This is a genomic window from Claveliimonas sp. (assembly GCF_037273965.1).
Taxonomy (GTDB): domain Bacteria; phylum Bacillota; class Clostridia; order Lachnospirales; family Lachnospiraceae; genus Claveliimonas; species Claveliimonas bilis.
On record NZ_JAYAZJ010000071.1, the window covers coordinates 1 to 22,343 of the forward strand.

A 22,343-nucleotide genomic window follows, 5' to 3' on the forward strand; every position below is an offset into this window, starting at 1 on the left:
TTTCTAATTTTATGCTTCTTTTTTGAACTAAACTTTCTATTCTTACGCTTTTTTCTATTTCCGACTTGTATTACATTACTCCTCTGTTTCTTTTCAATCTGCACAGCCTCAAAAACTTCCTTTGATATTATCGCCTGATGATTATCTGTTGCCAAATAATGTACTTCGCTGTTACCTGTTTTCAATAGTCGAACATCCCCTGTATACTTCTCATTACTCAGCATAACATCGATGGTTCTCTTACACCATTTCTCCTTTCCTGTAGGAGACGAAATTTTCCGCTCCTCAAGTTCCTTGATAATACCCAAAACACTTTGTCCATTCAAATACAAGTCAAATATTATTTTTACATTTTTCGCTGTTTCTTCATCAATAATTAACTTACCTTCTTCATTATGTTTATACCCATAACACTTTCTATCATATAATTTCGAGGTTCCTGAGGCTGCCCCCTGCTTAATTCCCCATTTTATATTTTCACTGCGAGACTCATTTTCTGCTTGTGCAAAAGATTCAATAATTGAAATCATTAAGTCACTGTCTGTGTTTGCTGTATCAAGTTCTTCTTGCTCAAATATTACACGTACACCGACATTTTTTAATATGCTCAATGCCTCTATAGTTTCAACAGTATCTCTTCCAAAACGGCTAATGCTTTTTGTAAAAATAATATCTAGTTTATGAGATGTACAATCATCCAACATACGATTAAATTCCTTGCGTGAAGAACCTGTTTTGCTAGTAGAAATATCCATATACACATCCGCAAGAAGCCATTGCGGTGTAGCCGCCGTTATTTTTGTTAAATGCGATACTTGTGCAGCCAAACTTTGTAACTGTTCTGAACTATTCGTACTAACACGACAATATATTCCGATGCGCTTGTCCCGTTTCTGTGGTATGGGTGGTATGAAATGAACTTTTTTAAAATTATCCATACATCATCTCCTCTACAAATCTAACAATATCCGCATAGACTAACTAACATCTGTATTCATATTTTACATGATAACTAGCCTTTTTACAATCATTCTATCCACTCAACCTGCATTTATCAATCCTGTCTCCACAACATCCCCAATATCTATCTTATCCACTCAACTCTCCGCCGTCTTTCACAGTAGACCAGTTCCCACTTACCCGTAAAATGAAAAAATCCGGGAATCGAAACCTGTCCTCTGACAAGCCCCGACTCCCGGAAATCCCTTGTTTTCTACACTTTTTCAATATTCTATTCTTTGACTTTTGACATCAATACTACCGTCTCCACATGATATGTGCCCGGGAAAAGGTCAATGCACACTGCTCTTTCCATCTGATAGCCTCTTCCCTGCAGCATTTCCAGATCTCGGGCAACGCTGGTAGGTTTACAGGCAATGTACACGATACGTTCTACTCCGAAACCGATGATCTTCTCAAGGGCCTTGGGATGCACGCCGTCCCGCGGCGGATCCAGAACGATCAGATCGGGAACCTCTCCTAATTCATCAATGACCTTCAGTACATCTCCAGCCCAGAAACTGCAGTTATCAAGGCCGTTTAAAGCTGCATTCTCTCTGGCAGCCCGTACCGCCTCTTCCACAATCTCCACGCCGACTACTTTTTTTGCCACCGGTGCCAGAATCTGTGCAATCGTTCCTGTACCGCTGTAAAGGTCAAAAATCACTTTATCTTTTGTTTCTCCCACATAATTTCTGGCAGCCTCATAGAGAACTTCCGCTCCCAGAGAGTTTGTCTGGAAGAAAGAAAATGGCGTAATCTTAAATTTCAGTCCCAGCAATATTTCATAAAAATAATCCTGACCGTACAAAATTTCTGTACCTTCATCTTTCACTACATCAGCAAGACTGTCATTGGATGTATGCAGGATCCCGGCAATTTTCCCTTTCAAGCATCCTTGTTTTTCCAACTCCACCAGACGATTGGCCCAGCTTTCCAGGTCTGCCTGATTCTGTGTGGTCGTCACGATATCTACCAGGATTTCTCCCGTTTTTGCTGCTTTTCGTACCAGAAGATGACGGAAAAATCCTATATGTCTCATCCGGTGATAGTATGGAAGCCCTGTCTCTTTTGCAAACTCCAGCGTAGCAGAAAGAATCTGGCGGAAATCTTCGTCTACGATCCTGCATTCTCCTACATTGACAATATCATGAAAACTGCCTCTTTTATGCATGCCAAGAGCCAGCGGTCCATCCTTATATTCATCTCCGAAAGAAAATTCCATCTTATTTCTATATGCTTCCTCCACAGGTGAAGGGAAGATTCCATCCCACTGAAATTCATGGTCTGCCGCCTTTTCCAACATCTCATGGACCTGCTGTTCTTTCAGCTTCAGTTGATGTTCATAGGGCAGATTCTGGTAAGTGCATCCCCCGCACTGTCCAAAATGAGGACACAGAGAATCTTTCTCCAGTGAAGATTTCTCTGTTACTTCCAAAAGACGCCCTTCTGCCTTACCTTTTCTCATTTTGTTGACAGAGCATTTGACTTTCTGACCGGGAACTGTATTTTTTACAATGACATACTGCTCCTCTTCCGGCACATAAACCTTTCCTTTATTGGGAAACTCTATCTTTTCTACAATTCCTTCTACTATCTGTCCTTTTTTCATTTCTGCTTTCTTTCTCCTTTATCTGTTCCTGAAGCGGTCACCAAGGTCTCGAGCACACCCGGACTTTGACCCGTCACCGTAACAAAAAGAAAGACAGAACATAGTGTTCTGTCTCTTCTCCTTTTGGCCCTTATACCTGATCTTCCTCACTGAAGAAATCGTCATCGAAATCATCGTCAAAATCTTCTTCAAAATCCTCCAGGTAATCTGGGGTAAAGAAACAATATACTGCATATGCAATTGCTGCCACTGCTGCGATCGCTCCTACAATGGCCAGTACCCACAGCACTGTCTTTCCGCGTTTTTCATCATCATCTTTTTTCCGAATCAGCTCATTCAGTTTTGATGCTGCAATAATATCCTCTACTTTGCTCATCTTTCCTACACATCCTTTCTTATGCCCGTCTGGCTGGTATAGATTTAATATATTTTATTATAACACCATCTGCGCCATATTACTACTGCTTTTCCCGGGAAATTTTCTGAAAAATCCCGGTATAAGTTTTTGTACATTTTTATATTTTCTGCAGTTTTGCAAATACTGCAAACATTTTTTTCGTTCCGGCCGTATCAAATTCCACAGTCACTTCATAATCTCTTCCGCCTTCTACAATGGAAGTCACAATCCCTTCTCCAAATTTGACATGACGTACTCTGTCGCCCACATCATAGCCGGGACCTTTTCCTCCTGCAACTTTAAACTGCTGTACCGGCTTTGGCGCAGTGAAGGGCTTTGACCGAAAAGACTGCCTTGCCTGCTGCCACGGCTGCGGTTTTTCTTCTTCCCTTTCCTCTTTTTCAAATTTTATTCCCGTTTCCAGAAGTTCCATAGGAATCTCTTTTAAAAACCGGGACATTTTATTGTACTGCGTTTCTCCTCTTACCATACGGCGCTTTGCGCAGGTTAAAGTCAGATGTTCCTTAGCCCTTGTGATTCCCACATAACAAAGCCTTCGCTCCTCCTCTATCTCCTCCGGGTCGTCTGCCGTAATGGTCATATAGCTTGGAAACAGCCCATCTTCCATACCAGCAAGATAAACCTGTGGAAATTCCAGTCCTTTGGCACTGTGCAGCGTCATCAAAACAGCATAGTCGCTGTTCTCATCCAGGCTATCCACATCCGCTACAAGAGCAACCTCTTCCAGAAAGCCGCTTAAACTCGGTCTCTCTCCCTGTTCCTGGCAGGCCTCCTCATAAGCGGCTATTTTATTTTTCAGCTCATCGATATTTTCAATTCTTGCTTCCGCCTCGATTTCCCCTTCTGTTTTCAGCTCTTCTATGTACCCCGTCGTTTCCAGGATCTCATCCAGAAGCTGAGAAATACTGATCTCATCAGCCCTGGTACGGAAATGTTCCATCAAAGCCGCAAATGACTCCAGCCGTGCAATCCCTCTTCCGATTCCCGGAATCAGATCTGCTCCCAGCAGAGCCTCATAAAAACTGATATCTCTGGCAAGGGCATATTCCTGCAGCCGGTTTACACTGGTAAGTCCGATCCCTCTTTTGGGAACATTGATAATACGTCTGACCGCAAGGTCATCTCTGGCATTATCAATGGTCTTCAAATAAGCAAGCAGATCTTTTATTTCCCGCCTTGCATAGAAATTAATGCCGCCCACAATTTTATAGGGAATATTGGCCGCTACAAGCTTCTCCTCCAAAAGCCGGGACTGAGCATTTGTCCGGTAAAGGACCGCATTATCATTATAATTGCACCTTCCGTTTTCTATGTTCTCTTTTATATCGCCCACAATATATTCTGCCTCGTCATAGGCAGTGTCAAACTGACGGAAGGTGATCTTTTCTCCCTGACCGTTATCCGTCCACAATGTCTTTTCTTTTCTGCCTCTATTGTTTCTTATCACTGCATTTGCCGCATCCAGTATCGTACTTGTAGACCGGTAATTCTGCTCCAGCTTGATCACCCTGGCATCCTCAAACACCTGCTCAAAATTCAGGATATTTCTGATATTTGCTCCCCGGAATTTGTAGATAGACTGGTCATCATCACCTACTACACATAAATTCCGATATTTAGCTGCCAGCAAACTGACAAGCTGAAACTGTACCGTATTGGTATCCTGATATTCATCGATCATAATATACCGGAAGCGCTCCTGATAATAGTCCAGAACCTCCGGCTGTGTCTGGAACAGCTGCACCGCTTTCAGAAGAAGGTCGTCAAAATCCAGTGCGTTATTTGCCCTCATCTGTTTTTCATATTCCTCATAGACGGAAGCTATTTTCTGCCTTCCGAAATCCCCTTCTGACTGCAGCCGGTATTCTTCCGGAGTAATAAGCTCATTTTTCGCCGCTGAAATAGCTGCCAGAAGATTTCTCTCCCGATAAACTTTTGTATCAATCTGAAGACGTTTGCACACATCCTTCATCAATGTTTTCTGATCGTCTGTGTCATAAATCGTAAAATTTGTATCGCATCCCAAGCGATCAATGTGGCGTCTCAAAATCCTCACGCATGTAGAGTGAAAAGTACTCACCCAAATGCTTTCCGCCCCAAAACCAACGATCTGATCCACCCTTTCTCTCATCTCGCCGGCCGCTTTATTTGTAAAAGTAATGGCAAGGATATTCCAGGGATTAATTCCTTTTTCTTCTATTAAATATGCAATCCTGTGTGTCAGCACGCGGGTCTTTCCCGATCCGGCGCCTGCCAGGATCAAAAGTGGTCCTTCTGTATGATATACCGCTTCTCTCTGCGGCCCGTTCAGGCTGTCATAAATACTCATACTTTCTCCTTAAAATGATATTTTCACGTTACGCTTCATCATACCATACTTTTATTTTTCTTTCCAGCCTTGACTCACACCGCTATAGAATTATATTTGATGTGACAGCATTCTTATGCTATACTATGTACTAACACTGAGATAGGGTTGAAATTTCTATTCAATGTGTTTACACTGCGCTGATTTTTGCGCAAGAAACCGAGGTGATCAGATATGAATATAAATGAATCTGCGGAAAATTATCTGGAAACGATTCTTATCTTAAGCAAATCCCATCCTGTCGTCCGCTCTGTGGATGTTGCTACCGAATTGGATTTTAAAAAATCCAGCGTCAGCGTGGCTATGAAAAAACTGCGTGAAAGCAATCACATTCAGGTATCACCGGAAGGTTACATCACTCTGACGCCATCCGGACGGGAAATTGCTGAATGTATCTATGAACGTCATCAGCTGATCTCTTCCTGGCTGATCCGTCTCGGCGTGGATCCCAAGGTAGCTGTAGCAGATGCCTGCCGCATGGAACATGTCATCAGCGCCGAAAGTTTTGAAGCGATCAAACGCCATATTGAATAAAGATCTTCACTGTTATCAGCAAACACAAAACCGGTAAAGATTTCGTTCTTTACCGGCTTTTTTTATTGCCCGTTTCGACAATATCTTTTTCTCTCTGCAGTAATTTTCTTACATATTCCAGATCCTTGGACGTATCCACTGAAAGACTTTCCACCTCTTCAAGCACAATAAACTGCAGATGTTTTCCGTAATCCAAAAAACGCAGTGTGTCGATTCCCTCAATCTTCTCAAAAGTCCCCGGCACAGAATTTTTATAAAAGTCCAGCATCTTCTTATTATATCCAAGAATCCCCACATGTTTGTAATAGGTAACATCAATGGATAGAAAAGGGTTGGGGATTGGCGTTCTCGACATGTAGAGTGCCCGGAGGGATGAGTCAAACACTACTTTAATATTGGAGGGATCCAGCACCTCTGCCGGAGATGCCACAGGTGCAATAATATTGGTGCCAAACTCCTCCTCTGTCGGAATAGTATCCGGAATCACAGCGTCGATATATTCCGGACGGATCAAAGGTTCATCACCGTTGATCTGCACATAGAAGTCTGCCCCAATCCTTTCGGATACTTCCTGAAGCCTGCTGGCTGCATTGCGGTGAGATGTTCCGGTCAGAACTGCCGGAATCTTCCATTTGCTGCATTCTTCCATAATCCTCTCATCATCTGCCGCTACCAGAACCTGATCTAATCTTTTTGCCTTTATTGCCTTCTGATACACCCACCAGATCATCGGCCTTCCCTGGATATCCTGAATGGGTTTCCCCGGAAGCCGGGATGCTCCATATCTGGCCGGTATAATTCCTGCTGTCCGCATTATGCTTTTCCTCCCTTTCCCGAAAGCGACACAAAAGACATCTGCCTGAGATGATTCCCTCTCTTGTACGCCGCCATTGACATTATATTTTATATAAAAGGACCTCTTCTTTATTCTCTCTCCTTGTGATCGTTCTGCTTCCAGGGTGAAAGGCAAATTTCTCCCCTGCATATCTGGCAAATCCGTTTTCTACTCTTTCTTCCAGATATTTCACCGCTTCCTCCGGTTGATTCAGATCAATTCCGGCCATAATATCCGGCCCGTAATCCCACCATTTAACCTGTTCCAGCTTTTCGATCACTTTATCTGAAAAGCGTTTCCGGATCGTTCTTGCAGGCACGCCTCCCACAATCGTGTAAGGCTCCACATCCCTTGTCACCACTGCCCCCGCTCCTACCACGGCGCCGTCTCCGATGGTCACTCCCCTCAAAATGACAGCCCGGTTACCGATCCAGACATCATTGCCGATGACGATCCTTGTCTTTCCTTTCAGTTCATGCTCTTTTTGATAACGCACAATCTCTTCCAGAAAACCCTCCTGACTGCACAGACTGTGGAAATTCCGGTTCCAGCTGTTGTCCATATTCTGGAAAAGAAGATGGGTACTGATGGATTCAACGGGATGAACGGCGCCTCCCATGATCACTTCTGAAGCAAAAAGGGCGAATCTTCCAATGGATTCGATAAACCTAAGGCTGCTGTTCTGATTAAAAAAAGAAAATGCTCCGATCTTCTCCGCATCAATCTTCACTCCGGAACAAAATCTCACGGGAGCCTCCAGCACACAATCCTTTGCAGAGGCATAGCAAATATCTGTATCTTCTCCGGTAAGTGTAACCCCCTGGCCGTATTCTGTTGGAAAATAAAATTTTGAATTGATAAGCATGTCTTCATTCCACCTGTCTCTTTTTCCTTACACACCGACGTCGGTATGCTCTGACTGTCCGAAATTTTATCCATTTTCCGGAAACTGGTAAAGGAGCGTCTTTTGATCCATAAGTTTACTGTAAATACAGCAGTATCCGTCTTTATACCGGATTTTCATTCCGGTTTCCATCGGAAGGATCGGCGTTATCTGATCCTTCTCTTTCTCCAGGATTTCCAGCACTTTGTCAAAATCTGCCCTTGCAAAATCTGCTTTTCCAAGAAGTCTTTCCCCATAATCCCACCACCGGATCTTCTTCAAACGTTCTGTCTCTTCCCTGCTAAAACGATATTCCCATATCTTTGCCGGATTACCATAGACAACCGAGTAAGAAGGTATATCTTTATCAGCAGCGGTACCGGGTAAAAGGATGGCTCCATCGCCAATAGAGATTCCTTCCGCCACTACTGAATGGGCACCGATATAAACATCGCTCCCTATCCGCAGTTTCTTCTTTGCAGTTGATCGATACACCTGTACAGGAACCATAAATTTTTCATACCAGGACAGAGCGCGCCCCTTTACAAAATAAGAGGTACTGATACGCTTTCCCGTTTCTGCCAGTTCCGCCCCAATGCTGCAGTATTCCCCTATTGTGACAAAACGTCCCACCGATTCTGTCCGCAGGATACTTGTTCCCCTTCCGATAAAAGTCCCCATACCGATAAATCCGGCCTCGATCTCTGCTCCATCACCAATACACACCGCTGCCTCTATATCTACCCGGGGACATCTTCTCTTATGACCGATCCTGCAGTCTCCATTTACTGTGACTGCCCGTCTTCCGTCAGGAAGCATAAGAGCCTGACTACGGTTCACCCACATCTCTTTTCACCTTTCCTTCCAATACGGAAATTTTACTCTTCAGCTCTTTTTCCCGTCTGATATATTCCAGAAGCCTTTTTTGAGTTGCCTCCAGAATCCCTTCCAGCATGCGGATTTTCATCTGATCGTCATTTAATTTTTCAATGACAATTTCCTCTTCCAGATAAGGAAGCTTGATCTCTTCCCAAAATTCTGCTGCCATTTCTTTTATCTCTTCCTTTCCTGACTGAAAAAATATTGTGTGCTGCCTTTCCCCTTCCCGGACACTGACAGGGATCATCTTCTCAAAGCTTTTCATCCGGTACCCTTTCTTTTCATTGAGATACAGGATACCTTCCGCCCCCTCTTCTCTTTCTTTCCCGCCTATTTCTCCTTTGATTCTCACATCCTCTTCTTCCAGATCTCCTGTAAAACAAAGATATGATCCTTCCCCCTTTTCCCGACTTACTGAAAATTTCCCCGAAAATTCCGGACAAAGCTCTGCCAGGTAATGAAGCTGAATCTCATTGACTCCTGATGCACATATATGGTATATGCCCAGATGGTCCGCCAGCCGTAAGGCTGCATAATAGATTCCGTCATACACATAACTTGTCTCATAGGAAGGTCCGAAAATAATATGCTCCTTAAATTCTCCCCGGATCTGATTGACCCCTGTAGAACTTACGGTGCAGACGCTGTCCGGCATCTTCTCAAACACAAGGGGCAGAAGCTCTGAAGGAAAAGTCTCACGGATCACCTCCGCCTCCGGAAAAAGCCGATGATAGTAAAGAATATCATCCGGATGCGTCTTAATGATAACTTTCCTGTCTCTTAAATAATAAGCAAAGAGGTGATGGTAAATACAGATCTGTCCGTCGTAGGGAAGCTGCCCCAAATTGGCAAACTGCTGGGTCAGAAGAAGCACTCTGTCCTCCCTCCCCTTTTGAAAAGGAAGGGTAAAAATATGCCGGATGTCGTCTTTTTTCTGATCCGTCAGACTGTGGAAGTGTTCCATAACCTGAAAATCTTCTGCCTTTTTGTCATAAAATCCCTGTTCCTGGGCTTTCATATCACAATATTTTTTTGTAATCATGGAATTTTGATGGTCATACAGTCTATACTTTTCAATCAATTCATATCTGGCAGGTGAACTTTTTCGATGAATATCAGCCAGAATCCAGGGACGGCTTAAGGCTCCGCTTCCATCCTCAAACATTTCAAAGGGAATCCCTCGAAAAGCCATATATACCTGCAGGTAAGTGTGGATGCCTGCTGCCAGTATTTTTTCAAAATCCTCCAGAGCATAAGGCAGGCTTACCTTCAGTTCTTCTTCTACCTGACGTATGATCTCATCCTCGCTCCCCCTGTATCCGCCAAAGCGGAACAGATATACTTCGTCAAAAAAGCCCTTTGTCTCCAGTTCCCAGTATTTCGGCATCCTCTCCCGGATATAGGTTCCCAGGATTAAGATACATTTCTGATCTTTATAAAAAACCTGTCTGTGAACCATACATTCCAGAATCTGGTACGACGACAGCGCCTGATATAATATCATGATCCTTCCTCCCATAATCCTGCTTTTTTCATTACCTCTGATACTGATTCCATCACAGCCTCTTCCCCAGTAGCAAAAAGGTCTCGGCCAAAGATATAATTTCCGAAATATTTTTTCAGCCACAGAAGATTTCTGGAAAAATACTGAAACGGCATATAGGCGTCATGACCGGATATATCCAGCATAAAGGGAAAATCCCGGAACCTTTTCTGATACTCCTTTACAAAATCCAGCGTTCCCTGATGGATCTCCCGGTTATGGCGGTAGTTTTCCACTTCCGGAATGTCATAGAGAAACTTCCCCTGCTGATCAAAGCCAAGGAAGGTGGGAGTGCTTGACTGGGTGAGTATCTCAAAAAAGAAAGAATTAAGTTTCTTGTTTTCTTCCTGATGGGTGTCGTGGAGCCCCTTATTGTACATATTGGAAAAGATGTAAGTTTCCACTCTTTTCCTCTGCATCATCCCGGCCATATAAGTGTCATTGACATTTCTTGCAGCTGCCAGCAGACAGTGGATCCGACAGTCCATCCCGTATGCCTCCTCCACAAGATACTTAACCTGAAGCACATTGTTGCCGGACCATCCTACATCTACTACCGCTGCCTTTTTCGCATTCTGGATCTTTCTCTCCAGATAAGAACGGATATAAGTATCATCGGCCTCATAACAGCTGCATACTTCATCCCAGTGATCCAGCAAAAGCTCCCTTAATACTTTCTCATTTCCCGGTGTCAGAAATTCTTCTTCCTTCAGCCGGTAATCCGGCAGATATGCTTTTAGTCTTCCAATACCGGTCCGCTCCAGCAGCGTCCCTATCATAGATTTATACAGTGCATTGACCTTATGATGAACGATCTGCAGAAGGTAAGGATGCCTGTTCTTTCTCACTGTCGTTTTCACCACCGGAATCCTGGACCAGAGAACATACTCTGTGGGGATGTCCGGATACATTTCCTGAAAAACTTTCTGATAAATATCCCCTTCCCGCGCAAGGAACAGGACCTTCTCCAGCTCATGTTCCCTGACATAACGGGCAATCCACTGGCAAAATCCCATGCAGTAAAACCCGGTATAGACAAACCCCACTTCATAGTAAGGGGTAAAACTTCTCCTTCCGCTGTGCAGCCAGGCATTAACGATCCCACGATAAGCGCTCCCCGCAAGATAAGACATATCCTTCGCCCGGTATCTCCTGCCCGCCTCATTGACATTCTGATAAAACCGGGCGTCAATTCCCTTTTTCCGGGCTGATTCCAGATCAGATACAGGATGATCCCCCACATGAACGATGGTTCTGCCTGCATACTTCTTTTTCAGCACATCATAGAGTCCCCCGTCTCTTTTGGAACAGTTATAGTCGCAGGATACAATAATTTCGTCAAAGCCTTCATAGCCGCAGCAGGAAAGGAGTTTCTCCATTTTGGCAGCAGAAAGATACATATCCGACAAAGCTACCAGGATCTTGCCCTGTTCTTTGAGTATATGAAAAACTTCCAACATGTAGGGATTCCCGTAACACAGGCGGCATTCCATGGAAAATTCAAGTGCAGCACCTTCCTTCGGGTCGATCCCGGTCTCGTCCGCCACAAGATCATAGATTTCCTCCAGTGTCACTTCCCTGTTGCCCCTTTTTAAACGGCTGTTCTGCCTTGCTTCTTCCTCCGCACTTCGCCTGATCTCACAGAAATCCATAATATCAAGCTCCTCCCCTTCCAGAACAAAGAGGTCGTAAGGGTGCTCAAAGGGACGGAAGATCAGTGTGTCAAAAACATCGAATGAAATGACTTCATAGGGCATCATCCCTTTTGCAAGATGCATAAAGCTGATCCGTCCATCGCCGGCTGATTCGGCCCCTTTCTCCGGCAGAGGGCCACTGTTTCCTCCCCTGTATTTTTCTGCCGGCGCCGTTACAGAAACAGGGATGGAATAATCATGGTATTTCTTCCCGTCCCCTGTATATTTCAGCTTGTACTCATAGGAAATTCCCCCGATGATCTTTTCATCCATATATGAGTCCTTTTCGGTCTGGATCAGAAATATATACGGTTTCCCTTCCTCCGCGCGGTAGAGATTATAATGAATAGCCCCCGACGCCCTTTTCCAGGAAATTCGGATTCCTTCTCCTTGTTTTGCCTCCGCTGTCATAATCCCTGCCGCCGTATTTTGATTTCTGTTTTTTCCTTTCATATCTGAGGAACCATTTTCTTTTTCCAGCTTTTGGGACAATTGCTCCATAAAGTACAGTTCTTTATTCTGTACGGCAGATACGGTCAGAACCTCTGAAAATTCGCTGTAAAATCTGCCATCCAGGGAAACCTTATATTTAAGGAAATACATTTTTCCATTTCCCATTCCCTGCAGGGTGCATACATGATGCTTTTCTTTTTGCAAAAAATGGTATTTCACCCCGTCTGTAGAAAGATAAATATTGTAGCACACAGCACCCGGCACCCACTCCATGCGAACCTTTGCACTGTCCTTCTTTTGTTTTACAAGGACAAACGTATGGATCCGGTTTTTCTGACTGTTCCGGTATTTCCAGGACAATCCCAGAAGCACAAGCCAATGTTTCCATCTTTTCTTCTTATGCTCCTCTAAATGTCCCCGGACATAGCGCTCATATTCTTTTTGTATTCTCTCATTTCGGCGGACAATCCTGTCATAAAACCAATCCTTCATACTGTATTCCCCTTTTTTCCAGAATCATCTCCACAAATTCACGTACTGCTCCTTCCCCTCCTTTGCTGGAAAGTACAAAAGGACAGAAGGCCTTGATCTGTTTCGCTGCATCCTGAGGACAGACAGCCGTCCCTACGCATTTCATTGCCTCCAGATCATTCAAATCATCTCCAATATAGGCAGCCTCCTCCGGGGCAATCTTTTTCTCTTCAAGGAAGCGGACAAGGAACTCTTTTTTATCCTTTATATTCTGAAAGACCTCCCGGATGCCAAGCTCTTTTGCTCTTCTCGAAACACACATGCTCTCTCTTCCTGTCAGGATCACAGTCTCAATTCCCGCCTGTCTTGCAAGGAGGATCCCTGCCCCGTCCTTAATGGAAAACTTTTTCATTTCCTCTCCCCGGCTGTCCAGATAAACCCCTCCGTCTGTCATCGTGCCGTCCACATCCAGGATCAGATACCGAATCATATCCAGCTTTTCAAGTACCTGCTGCATTTAAACCGCCTCCTCGTATTGTGATGGAGTCAGGAACAAAATCTTGATTTTCTTCTGCAGTTTCCGGATCTCTCCGGCAATCTTCCGGTTATCTCCCTCTCTGGCATTTTGAAACGCCCCGAAATATCCTTTCATATAATCTTCTCCTTCCTCTGTGTATCCGTCAAACCCTGCAAGTGCGGCTTCCTTTACTTTCAGAAGGCTCATCAGACGAAGAAGCATAATGCCGCAGTTTTCCGAAGGCTCTTCTCCTTCCAAGGCAAGGCGCCGGTAATTGATGACATCATCTCCCGGACGAACGCCTTTTGTAATGTTAGATGTAAGAATCACATGGATATCCTGTTTCCGAAGCGCCTGATACTCGGCAAAACGTTTTGCATTGCTGAAAAAGGCAAAGCCGCCTTCCTGCTCCGCAAAATAGAAATTTGCTGACACGATGATTGCCTTTTGGGATCTGATATAGCCTTTCACCTTATCCCACTGATATTCGAGACTTGTCCCCGGAGCCAGCAAAACTACCGCACGGCCTTCAAATATCTGTTTCAGACTGCCAAGGGAAGCCTGATCTGACACAGTCTGATTTTTATATTCTTGATACAGCTCTTCAATACAAGCCGGATCAAAGGCACTTTTTTTGTTTTCCGGCAGCATTTTTAAGATCTGATGCATGTCTCTTGCGGTGAGGGTTCCTTTTGACAGCAGATATTCGGCATAATTCCGGTGGAGATTATATTTTGCTGAGATGAAATATTCCGCCATGTAACCCCAGGGTTCCCTGCTCTTGATGGGAGTAATATACTCCTCGATGGCATCCAATACCGGATCAATGTCATAATCTTTCCCATAACTTCGGTTCATATAATCCATGATCAGTTCCAGACAGAGATTCCCCGGTACCCGCCCCATTCCGTTTAAAGAAGCGTCCAGAACGCAGTTTCTCCTTGGATCCTTCATCTCCAGAAACGTCTGGGCAAGAAGGAAAGACTGGGCCATGTTTTCATGGAGGTGAAGGCCCAAAACAATCGCTTCGTCTAAATTGTTCTCACAGAGAGAATAAATCCTCACCAACTCTTTTTTTGTCATGGAACCAAAGGTATCTACAATAGAAAATCCGTAAGGTTCCAGATTGCTGACTTTTTTCAGAAGCTTTACCAGCTCCTGATCCCGGTAACCCATAATATTGATGGGATTGATAAAAAGCTGGTAGCCTTTTTCCTTCACCTTTCTGCAGAAATCCAGTCCTTCTTCCGCATCATAGTCATGGAAAGTAACACGCACTGCGTCCACAGTCCCGTCACACTCTTCCAGATTTCGTATATCATACTGATTGTGAAGAGCCATAGCTACAAATTTTGTATTTCCATGGCTGGAAGGAAGGACTTTTTTCAATTCTCTTACAGAATGAAACAAGGTACGGTCAGGATCATAGGTACAGTTCCTTAAAAATCCCACCTCCACCAGATCTGTTTTGGCCTCGATCAGCCTGTCAATGATACTTCGGATTGTCTTTTCCCCAAAATTCCAGTCGTTGATGTACCCTCCGTCCCTTAACGTACAATCCAGCAGTCTAATGTTTTCCATGTCCGTCTCCTTTCTGATCTCCGGTGTCATCCTGCTCTTTTTCCTCTACCCCTTCCGCATTTTCTTTCTGAAACAGAATGCGGACAGTGAGAAACAAAAGGCGGATATCCAGCCGGAGTGAATATTGATAAATATAGATCAGGTCGTATTTTATCTTATCTTCCGGGCCCGTATTGTATTTCCCGTATATCTGTGCATATCCTGTAAGACCTCCCCGCACTTTCAGCCTCTCCGTAAATTCCGGGATTATTTTTGCATACTCTTCAATAAACTCCCGCCGTTCCGGTCTTGGACCTACCAGAGACATCTCTCCCCGAAAGATGTTAAAAAGCTGTGGCAGCTCGTCAAAATGAAGATTCCGGATTACTCTCCCCACCTTTGTAATGCGGCTGTCATATTTTCCCGCAAGCCTTGGCCCGTCCTTTTCCGCATCCACATGCATACTTCTGAATTTCAGCATGTCAAATTCCCTGCCGCCCTTTGTCACTCTTTTCTGCCTGTAAAATACGGGACCTCTATCCTCAAGCTTAATACCAAGTGCGATCAGCAGCATGACAGGAAGGGCTGGAACAAGAAGAAGGAAGGATACTATCACATCCTCTGCCCGCTTTATCACCTCCTGCTCCCTTGTGAGGCGACTTTGGCTGCATCGGAAAAGTACTTTGTCATAAAGCCGCAGGATCGTAGTATTTTTGATATAAATATCTGTCACTTTTGGAATACTGTAGCATTCCCGGTCCATCCGGACAGCGGTTTTCATAAGCTCATTTCGCTCCTGACAGGGAATATCTCCAAGGAAAACCGCCTCACATTCTTCCATCAGTTTCATTGCTTTTGGGATTCCCTCTCTAAAATGCATAGATTTTGTAATTTGAAAGTATCCGTTGATCCGGTTATTTTTCAGAACAGTCTCAGGCATCCTCTCTCTGTTCCCGTAAATAAAAAGAGCTTTCTTGAAGGACTGTCCCTTCAGATAAATCCAGAAAAAGAGAACGGCCCACAGGATACCTGACATGACCTCTAATAAAGTCAGTGTGAAAAAATATGGAAGTATGGCTTCAAAGGAGAGCGTGCTGACTGTATACATCAGCAGGGCAAAAAAGAGATTTGCACACAGAGCGCCGAAAAACTGCCCGTATACAAGGTCAAGGATCCTCCTTTGCTCGATATTTCCGGCCTCCAGCATCAGATAAGATACTTCCAGCATCACCATATACAAAAGAGTGACCGGAAGATAACGCTCTTTCCAGATTTCCCGCATTACTTGTGCCGATGCCAGAAAATACAGGGCGATAAGCATCCCCTGAGTCAATATTTTCCATGCTTTAAATGTATTGTGTCCTTTCCTCATTGTCTTATACCTGCGGTTTTTCTTTTCTTTCACTGGGTATCTGCGCTGGTGTCCCAGTCAAACAAACGCTCCAGAGCTTTTCTGACCTTTTTATCCTGTAAAAAAAGCAGCAACGGTGCATAGGCATCTCTCCCCTTTATGATTCCCCTTTCTCCTGTAACAAATTCAGGAAAATATTTTCTGTAATCCGCCGTAAAATCTAAAATCCCTCGCTGAATCTGCCGTATCTGCTTTCCGTGAGCCTCTTTCTTTCCATAGCGGAATCCTACTTTTCCATTCTCGTCCAGGCAAAAGCCTTTCAATGTGGGGGAATCCGAAGTAAAAAGAAGCTCCATGTACAGATTATGCTTCCGGTTCAGGTCGTGAAATTTCCAGAGATCTCTGTTTTTTGTCTGTGAAAAAAGATAGCTTGCTATCATTCCATCAAAAAAGCAGCTCTCCGACGTATCCGGTCTTGGATTGTGACAGGTGTTTGTACCTGCCAGAAGGCCATACACCTTGCAGGAAAGTCCAAATTCCTCTCTTAAGAGATGCGAAATCCCCAGTGCTCCGCTTCCGGCCCAGCCAATATCCACTACGGCAATCCTGCTATGATTCTCCGCAAGGGATGTCAGATATTCTCTGGCAGCCTCTTTTTCTTCTCGGTAGGCTGTTTCCACCTGCTGCCATCTTCTTTTCAGACAGAAGCGGCATCTTTTGGCAAGGGGAAGATCCAGCCGGGTATCGGCTCTGCATCCCAGATCTTTGCAGACTTCCAAAAGCATATGCTCCAGCTCCATTGCCTTGAAAATTTCTGCCATGGAATAGCCCTGTCCTGTTTTCTGGAAAAGGAACCTTTCAAAAAAATCTTCCTTCCATGCGCTGCTAAGAATCCGTGCCGCTGCTCCCCGGGACCAGAGCACATAGACTGTCTCCTCCCCGGGGTACAGACAATCATAGATTTTTTTCAGAATTTCTCCATCTCTTGCCAGAAACCAAATCTGTGAAATCTCTTTTCTCCTGACAAAATCATGGATAAACTGGCAGTATCCAAGAGCCAGGATCCCTCCGTACACATAACCGTATTCATAAAAGGGAGAATAAATCCTGCTGCCGTTATGAAGCCGGATATTCACCATTCCTCCATACATACTGCCTGTAATGACCGACATATCCCGGGGGCGGTATCTTCTCCCCTGCATCTGGATATTGGGATACCAGAACGTATCCCATCCTGCTCTTTTTGCCATCGCAATGTCACTGTACCGATCATCCCCGATATGGAGGAAATTTTTCTGCCCTGCAAGCTCCGCTTCCACCTTCCCGTACATCGTCCCCTCTGCTTTCGTGACTCCCCACCGGGATGAAACAAAACAGGCATCCAGCCCTCCGAATCCCTTTTCTAAAAGCAGACTCTCCAGAAATTCCTGTTCCAGATACATATCGCTGACAGCGATCACTGTTTTCCCGGCTTCTTGAAGCTTCTGCGGAACGCCGGCAAAATAAGGATTTGCAAAACAGTATTTCCGCTCCATGTCCTTTTCTTTGGCTATCCCTTCTTCCGCCGGGATTCCGGTCATCTTTTCCAGAAGATCCCAGATTTCCGCAAGAGTCACTTCCACTCCTTCTCCACACTTTTTTTTCCTCTGCCTGGCCTTTCGCTCCGCTTCTACCCGAAGCAGCCGGAAGTCAGGGCAGGAAAAATGCATCCCTACCAGATAAAAAAGATCTGCCGGTTCCGAAAACGGCCGGACAAGCAGCGTATCAAATACATCGAAGGAGATCACGTCAGCAGCCATCATCTTTTGTTTCAGCGCTCTTTGATCCATGCGCCCCGGACAGGCTGACTCCTGAAGCTTCAGTTTCTTTTTCTCATAAGTCTTTCCGGAAAATCCGCTGTCATCTCTGCCGCCCAGCACATAATACCGGATATTCCAAAAAAGAAGGGCGCACCAGCTAAGAAGCTGTCCCTTCTTTCCGCCATACGTCTTCCTCATTTCGTGATACCGCTTGCGAATACCGGGAACCCGGTTTACCAGCAGTTGGTAAAGCCATATGCGCCCTGCGCTTTTCATCTCTTTTTCTCCTTTCCATACTCCACATAAGCCCGGCAGACTTCCCCCGGATTCCCGGTCATTTTCTGCTCTCCTTTTTCAATCCACACCGCCCGGCTGCAGTTTTTCAAAATTGTGTCTGTAGAATGAGAGACGATCAAAACCGTTGCCCCGCTGTGTATCATCTCTTCGATGCGTCTGCCGCTTTTTTCCTTAAAAAACAGATCTCCCACACTTAGCACCTCGTCCAGGATCAGGATCCCAGGCGTTTCTCTTACCGTGGCAATGGCGAATCCCAAACGGGATATCATACCGGAGGAAAAGTTTTTTATCTTCTGTTCCATAAAGCCCTCCAACTCTGCAAACTCCACGATCTTTCTATATTTTCTCCGGATAAACTCCCTGCTGTATCCCAAGATCGCACCATTCAGATATACATTTTCTCTGGCGGTCAGTTCCCGGTCAAAGCCGGTCCCCAGCGTAAGGAGCTGAACCTGGCTCTCATCTACCTGTACACTTCCTCCTGTAGGGATCATAGCGCCGGAAATGATCTTCAAAAGGGTACTCTTCCCTGATCCGTTGGTTCCGATAATTCCCATCACTTCCCCCTCATACACATCAAAACTGATATGATCCAAAGCTTTGAGTGTACGGTAGCGCCGTCTGCCTGCCGCCAGCTGCACTGTAAATTCCTTCAGACTGGAAGCGCTTTCTTCCGGTACTTTAAAATACATACTGACGTCCCGAACAGAAATAACCGGGCAGCCTGCCTTTTTCTTTTCCTCTTTCATGTTCTCTTTCCCCTCCTTTTATTATAAATCCCCATGTCCGCATACCCTTTTACAATTTCTGTATGACTTTGCTCTGGCTTTTCTGAAATACAAATTTGCCTGCCCCGTACATCCCAATCCCCCACACAAAAATCCGAATCATAACAGCTGATCGGGGTAAGGTTCCATAAAGGATGCAGTCTCTGGCCGCCGCAATGAAATTATAGATGGGATTCTGCCAGATCAGCCGCTGCATAGTCTCCGGCAAAAGTTCCAGTGGATAAAAGAGAGCAGAAAGGTACATCCAAAGCGTCAGGAAAACTGAATACAAATGCCGCACATCACCGAAAAACACATAAAGCACTGACAGCAGATATCCCATGCCAAGAGAAAACAGGAAAATAAAAAACACGATCACAGGAAACAGGAAAACTGCTGCCGACAGGCGTATTCCAAAAATCAGCAGAATGATCCCATAGGCGATAAGGGAATAGAGGAAATTGACAAAAGCTGTATATACCCTGGCAAAAGGAAACACCTCCCTTGGGAATTTCACCTGCAGGATCAGAGTCTGATTATCCGCAAGAGCTGTCATGGCTGTATTGGTGGCCGTAGTAAAAAAATTCCACAGGATAAAACCTGTCAGGTAATAAACCGGATAATTTTCAATGGATTTTCGGAACATGGCAGAAAAGACCAGAGACAGAACAGCCATAGAAAGCAGAGGGCTTAAAACACTCCACAGGATTCCCAGCCTGGATCTGCTGTATTTTCTTTTCAGTTCCCTGGAAACCAGTTCCTGTATCACAAAATAGGATTGCTTTCTCATTTTTTCCGTTTCTCCATGATCTGCTTTTTGATGTAGAGGATGTACTTATACATCCGGTTTTGCCAGAGATGCCATCTTATCCTCTTTCCTCCAAGTACAATGCTCCCCTCCATCCAGGCGCTTTCCTTTACCGGTTCTTTTCGGATACCGGTCATAGATGCTCCTCTGGGCAGTACGTGACTGTTTCGGATCTCTTCTTCTGTCAGGGGAACAGCGATCTTCTGTCCCTCTCCCCTGACGTCATCATTAAACCAGAGATTCCCAAAAGCCTGCGCCTGTTCCTTATCAGGTCTGCTCATCAGATCTGCCATCTTTCTCTGTATCACATCAGGATCAAGCATCTGCCACAGATGCAGACGGTCCGGAAGTTCCAAAGCTTCTTTCTGCGCCTCTTTTTCTACTGCGTCTGCAATGATTTCCAGCGCTTCTTTATTTTTCACTTCTCCCGGCTCTCTGACCGGTTCATATCCCCCGGACGTTTCCTTATATCCCAGCGTCATCTGTTCCGGTTCGCTGAACATGCATTCAAACAAGCTGTTGGAAAAATGTACTTTTCTCTTTATCTTGCCGAATGGTTCGAAATAGTATGCATGATAATTCTCTTTTTTCTCCCCCTCCGGGATATGATAAAGGCCGAAATAATATCCCGTCAGCCTCCCCCTGTAGCCGGCTGATTCCAAAAGGATCCGAAGGGTCATCTGCATACTTCCGGTCCACCCGCTGTCCGCCACCGCCCAGCGCACTGCATCCATAAGTCCCTCTGCCTTAAGATACCCGGCAGCTGCGTCATATGCTTCCCCGGCATGAATATTTACATATTCCCAAAATTTTTCCATGTCCAAAAGCTCTCTTTTCAACATCTGGACTTCTCCATAGGACAAGATCCGGTCCATCTCTTTTTGTCTTCCCAAAAGTCCGGCAATTTCCCCAGCCTCCTCATCGGTCAGCGCTGCCCTTTTTAATACTTTCTCAAGGGTCACATCTATTCCTCCCAGGCAGATCTGTTCTGCCGCCTCCTTTCCGAGCAGATGGAAAGACGGGATCCGAAGTGCATATCTGGAACAACGAAGATACCGGCACTCTATTTCAGGTTCTCTTCCCCGGCTTAAAATTTGTGCCGCCCGGTACATCGGATATCCGTCTCTGGCAAGAAAATAAATCCGCCGGATATTCTGTTCTCCGGCGGATTTCAAAACCCATTTTACAAATTCTACAAATGCAGGAGCCAGTATTGCTTCAGAATCCCGGCTGATGATCTCGGCATGGGTATGGGTACTCACCGCTTTGTCTCCTTTCCTTAAGCACCGCCTGCCCTCCTGCCTGACAGCGTTTCAGCCCCCGGTATATGATACCCGGGATCATCCACACCGCCAAAGGTTTATAGCGGTACATCCATGCTTTTGCCCCGTTCAGTCCAAGTGCCGCAAACCCAAGGCGGCGAAGCCTGATCTCATCTATTCTGTAACAGAGCCGCCGCTTCCTGTAACTTCCTTTGTCCTCCCGGTAGCAAAACAATTTCTTCTGAAGATTATACCCACGGCAGCCGAAAATATGCAGGCGCATAAAAAGTTCATAGTCCTCGCATCGCTTTGTTTCATCTGACACATGATAATATCCGTGCTTTTCAAATACGCTCTTTCTGAACATCACAGAAGGATGAATGTAGGGTGAAGAAGAAAGAAAACTCTCTTTTTTCGGAATTTCAGGCATTTCTCTTACGCCCCACACCCCATCTTCTCCTATGAGAAAAGCGCTGCATCCCACAAACTCATACTCTTTGTGTTCATCCAGAAAATGCGCCTGTTCCTTCAGCCGGTCCGGCAGAGAAATATCATCACCGTCCATCCTTGCAATATACTCTCCCTCCGCCTCCTGGATACACTGATTCAGGCCATAGGCAATACCGCGGTTTTCCTTTCCTTCCAGACAGCGGATCCTTGAATCCAACATTTCAAGACTTTTGATCCTCTCTTTCCACTCTTCGGATGAACCATCATCATAGATCAGAAGTTCCCAGTCCCTTTCACTCTGTTCCAAAATAGATCTGGCCGCCGTCTCCAGCTGGGAAAACGGCTTTGGATTGTAAACACTCATGATCACACTGACTTTCCTTCGATTCATGTTCCTTGCTTCCTTTCCCAATGCTTTTGTAAATCATTTCCATTTTTGATTTTGACTGTTCTGCACTAAATGCAGATGCAGTTCTTACTGCTGCTTCTTTCATGGCAGACAGTTCATTTCCCCGCTTTGCTTTCCTTTCTATCTCTTCGATCGCTGCGCGAAACCCTTCCGTTTTTCCCGGGTCACAGAGGAACCCGTTTTCCCCATGCCTTACATATTCTCTTGTCCCTCTGTTTTCCGCTGCCGCTACCGGAACAGCGCAGGCCATTGCTTCCAAAGCGGCCATTCCCAGTCCCTCTCGCTTAGACGGAAACAGGAAGAGATCTACTCCCTGTAAAACAAAGGGCAGATCCCGGCGAAATCCCAGAAAACAGACGATACCATCCAGTCCCCTTCTTTTTACCTCTCTTTTTAATTTAGATTCATAAGGTCCTGCACCGCATATCACATAT

The 22,343-nt window shown here is 45.1% G+C and carries 19 protein-coding genes; 1 reads left to right on the forward strand and 18 read right to left on the reverse strand.

Annotated elements, in window-relative coordinates; translation table 11 throughout:
- The 4 genes from WJ238_RS05735 to pcrA form a co-directional block, all read right to left on the reverse strand.
- On the reverse strand, nt 1-938 hold a 938-nt coding region (locus WJ238_RS05735), incomplete at its 3' end, for a recombinase family protein (RefSeq protein WP_337606397.1).
- Nucleotides 939-1,231: 293 nt separating this feature from the next.
- Nucleotides 1,232-2,611 (reverse strand): 23S rRNA (uracil(1939)-C(5))-methyltransferase RlmD, encoded by a 1,380-nt coding sequence (gene rlmD / locus WJ238_RS05740; RefSeq protein WP_337606398.1) that lies wholly within the window; start codon nt 2,609-2,611, stop codon nt 1,232-1,234.
- A 130-nt stretch (nt 2,612-2,741) separates the two neighbouring features.
- Nucleotides 2,742-2,987 (reverse strand): DUF4366 domain-containing protein, encoded by a 246-nt coding sequence (locus WJ238_RS05745; RefSeq protein WP_230106603.1) that lies wholly within the window; start codon nt 2,985-2,987, stop codon nt 2,742-2,744.
- Between the two features lie 139 nt (nt 2,988-3,126).
- Nucleotides 3,127-5,358 carry a DNA helicase PcrA gene (gene pcrA, locus WJ238_RS05750; protein WP_337606399.1) on the reverse strand — a complete coding sequence of 744 codons (2,232 nt, stop codon included), beginning with the start codon at nt 5,356-5,358 and terminating at the stop codon, nt 3,127-3,129.
- Between the two features lie 213 nt (nt 5,359-5,571).
- On the opposite strand from pcrA, the gene WJ238_RS05755 reads away from it, so the two are divergent.
- On the forward strand, nt 5,572-5,931 hold the full coding sequence (locus tag WJ238_RS05755) for a metal-dependent transcriptional regulator (RefSeq protein ID WP_230106605.1): 360 nt from the start codon (nt 5,572-5,574) through the stop codon (nt 5,929-5,931).
- 49 nt (nt 5,932-5,980) lie between these two features.
- Here the strand turns inward: WJ238_RS05755 and kdsB are convergent, their stop codons facing one another.
- The 14 genes from kdsB to WJ238_RS05825 all read right to left on the reverse strand — a co-directional run.
- A complete protein-coding gene (gene kdsB / locus WJ238_RS05760) occupies nt 5,981-6,745 on the reverse strand; it encodes a 3-deoxy-manno-octulosonate cytidylyltransferase (RefSeq protein WP_337606400.1) in 765 nt (254 codons plus the stop codon).
- Between the two features lie 82 nt (nt 6,746-6,827).
- Nucleotides 6,828-7,631 carry a CatB-related O-acetyltransferase gene (locus tag WJ238_RS05765; RefSeq protein ID WP_230106607.1) on the reverse strand — a complete coding sequence of 268 codons (804 nt, stop codon included), beginning with the start codon at nt 7,629-7,631 and terminating at the stop codon, nt 6,828-6,830.
- A gap of 66 nt (nt 7,632-7,697) precedes the next feature.
- Nucleotides 7,698-8,489, reverse strand: coding sequence for an LbetaH domain-containing protein (locus tag WJ238_RS05770; RefSeq protein WP_230106608.1), 792 nt, complete (start codon nt 8,487-8,489; stop codon nt 7,698-7,700).
- Nucleotides 8,479-10,032: a polysialyltransferase family glycosyltransferase gene (locus tag WJ238_RS05775; protein WP_337606401.1), complete on the reverse strand. Its 1,554-nt coding sequence runs from the start codon at nt 10,030-10,032 to the stop codon at nt 8,479-8,481. The genes WJ238_RS05770 and WJ238_RS05775 overlap by 11 nt, the downstream gene beginning before the upstream one ends.
- A complete protein-coding gene (locus WJ238_RS05780) occupies nt 10,029-12,710 on the reverse strand; it encodes a hypothetical protein (protein ID WP_337606402.1) in 2,682 nt (893 codons plus the stop codon). Before WJ238_RS05780 ends, WJ238_RS05775 begins: the two co-directional genes overlap by 4 nt.
- Nucleotides 12,691-13,206, reverse strand: coding sequence for a KdsC family phosphatase (locus tag WJ238_RS05785; protein ID WP_230106611.1), 516 nt, complete (start codon nt 13,204-13,206; stop codon nt 12,691-12,693). Before WJ238_RS05785 ends, WJ238_RS05780 begins: the two co-directional genes overlap by 20 nt.
- On the reverse strand, nt 13,207-14,787 hold the full coding sequence (locus WJ238_RS05790; protein WP_337606403.1) for an aldolase catalytic domain-containing protein: 1,581 nt from the start codon (nt 14,785-14,787) through the stop codon (nt 13,207-13,209).
- Nucleotides 14,774-16,171 (reverse strand): exopolysaccharide biosynthesis polyprenyl glycosylphosphotransferase, encoded by a 1,398-nt coding sequence (locus tag WJ238_RS05795; protein WP_337606404.1) that lies wholly within the window; start codon nt 16,169-16,171, stop codon nt 14,774-14,776. Before WJ238_RS05795 ends, WJ238_RS05790 begins: the two co-directional genes overlap by 14 nt.
- Nucleotides 16,168-18,192 carry an HAD-IA family hydrolase gene (locus WJ238_RS05800; RefSeq protein ID WP_337606405.1) on the reverse strand — a complete coding sequence of 675 codons (2,025 nt, stop codon included), beginning with the start codon at nt 18,190-18,192 and terminating at the stop codon, nt 16,168-16,170. The genes WJ238_RS05795 and WJ238_RS05800 overlap by 4 nt, the downstream gene beginning before the upstream one ends.
- Nucleotides 18,189-18,962, reverse strand: coding sequence for an ABC transporter ATP-binding protein (locus tag WJ238_RS05805; protein ID WP_316266631.1), 774 nt, complete (start codon nt 18,960-18,962; stop codon nt 18,189-18,191). Before WJ238_RS05805 ends, WJ238_RS05800 begins: the two co-directional genes overlap by 4 nt.
- Before the next feature lie 49 nt (nt 18,963-19,011).
- Complete coding sequence (locus WJ238_RS05810) at nt 19,012-19,770, reverse strand: ABC transporter permease (protein ID WP_337606406.1); 759 nt, start codon at nt 19,768-19,770, stop codon at nt 19,012-19,014.
- Nucleotides 19,767-21,050, reverse strand: coding sequence for a hypothetical protein (locus WJ238_RS05815; protein WP_337606407.1), 1,284 nt, complete (start codon nt 21,048-21,050; stop codon nt 19,767-19,769). Before WJ238_RS05815 ends, WJ238_RS05810 begins: the two co-directional genes overlap by 4 nt.
- The gene (locus WJ238_RS05820) at nt 21,007-21,891 is read right to left on the reverse strand and encodes a glycosyltransferase family 2 protein (protein ID WP_230106618.1); all 885 of its coding nucleotides are present in this window, start codon (nt 21,889-21,891) and stop codon (nt 21,007-21,009) included. The genes WJ238_RS05815 and WJ238_RS05820 overlap by 44 nt, the downstream gene beginning before the upstream one ends.
- Nucleotides 21,794-22,343: glycosyltransferase (locus tag WJ238_RS05825; RefSeq protein ID WP_337606408.1), on the reverse strand; the 550-nt coding region annotated here is incomplete at its 5' end. The genes WJ238_RS05820 and WJ238_RS05825, both read right to left, overlap by 98 nt.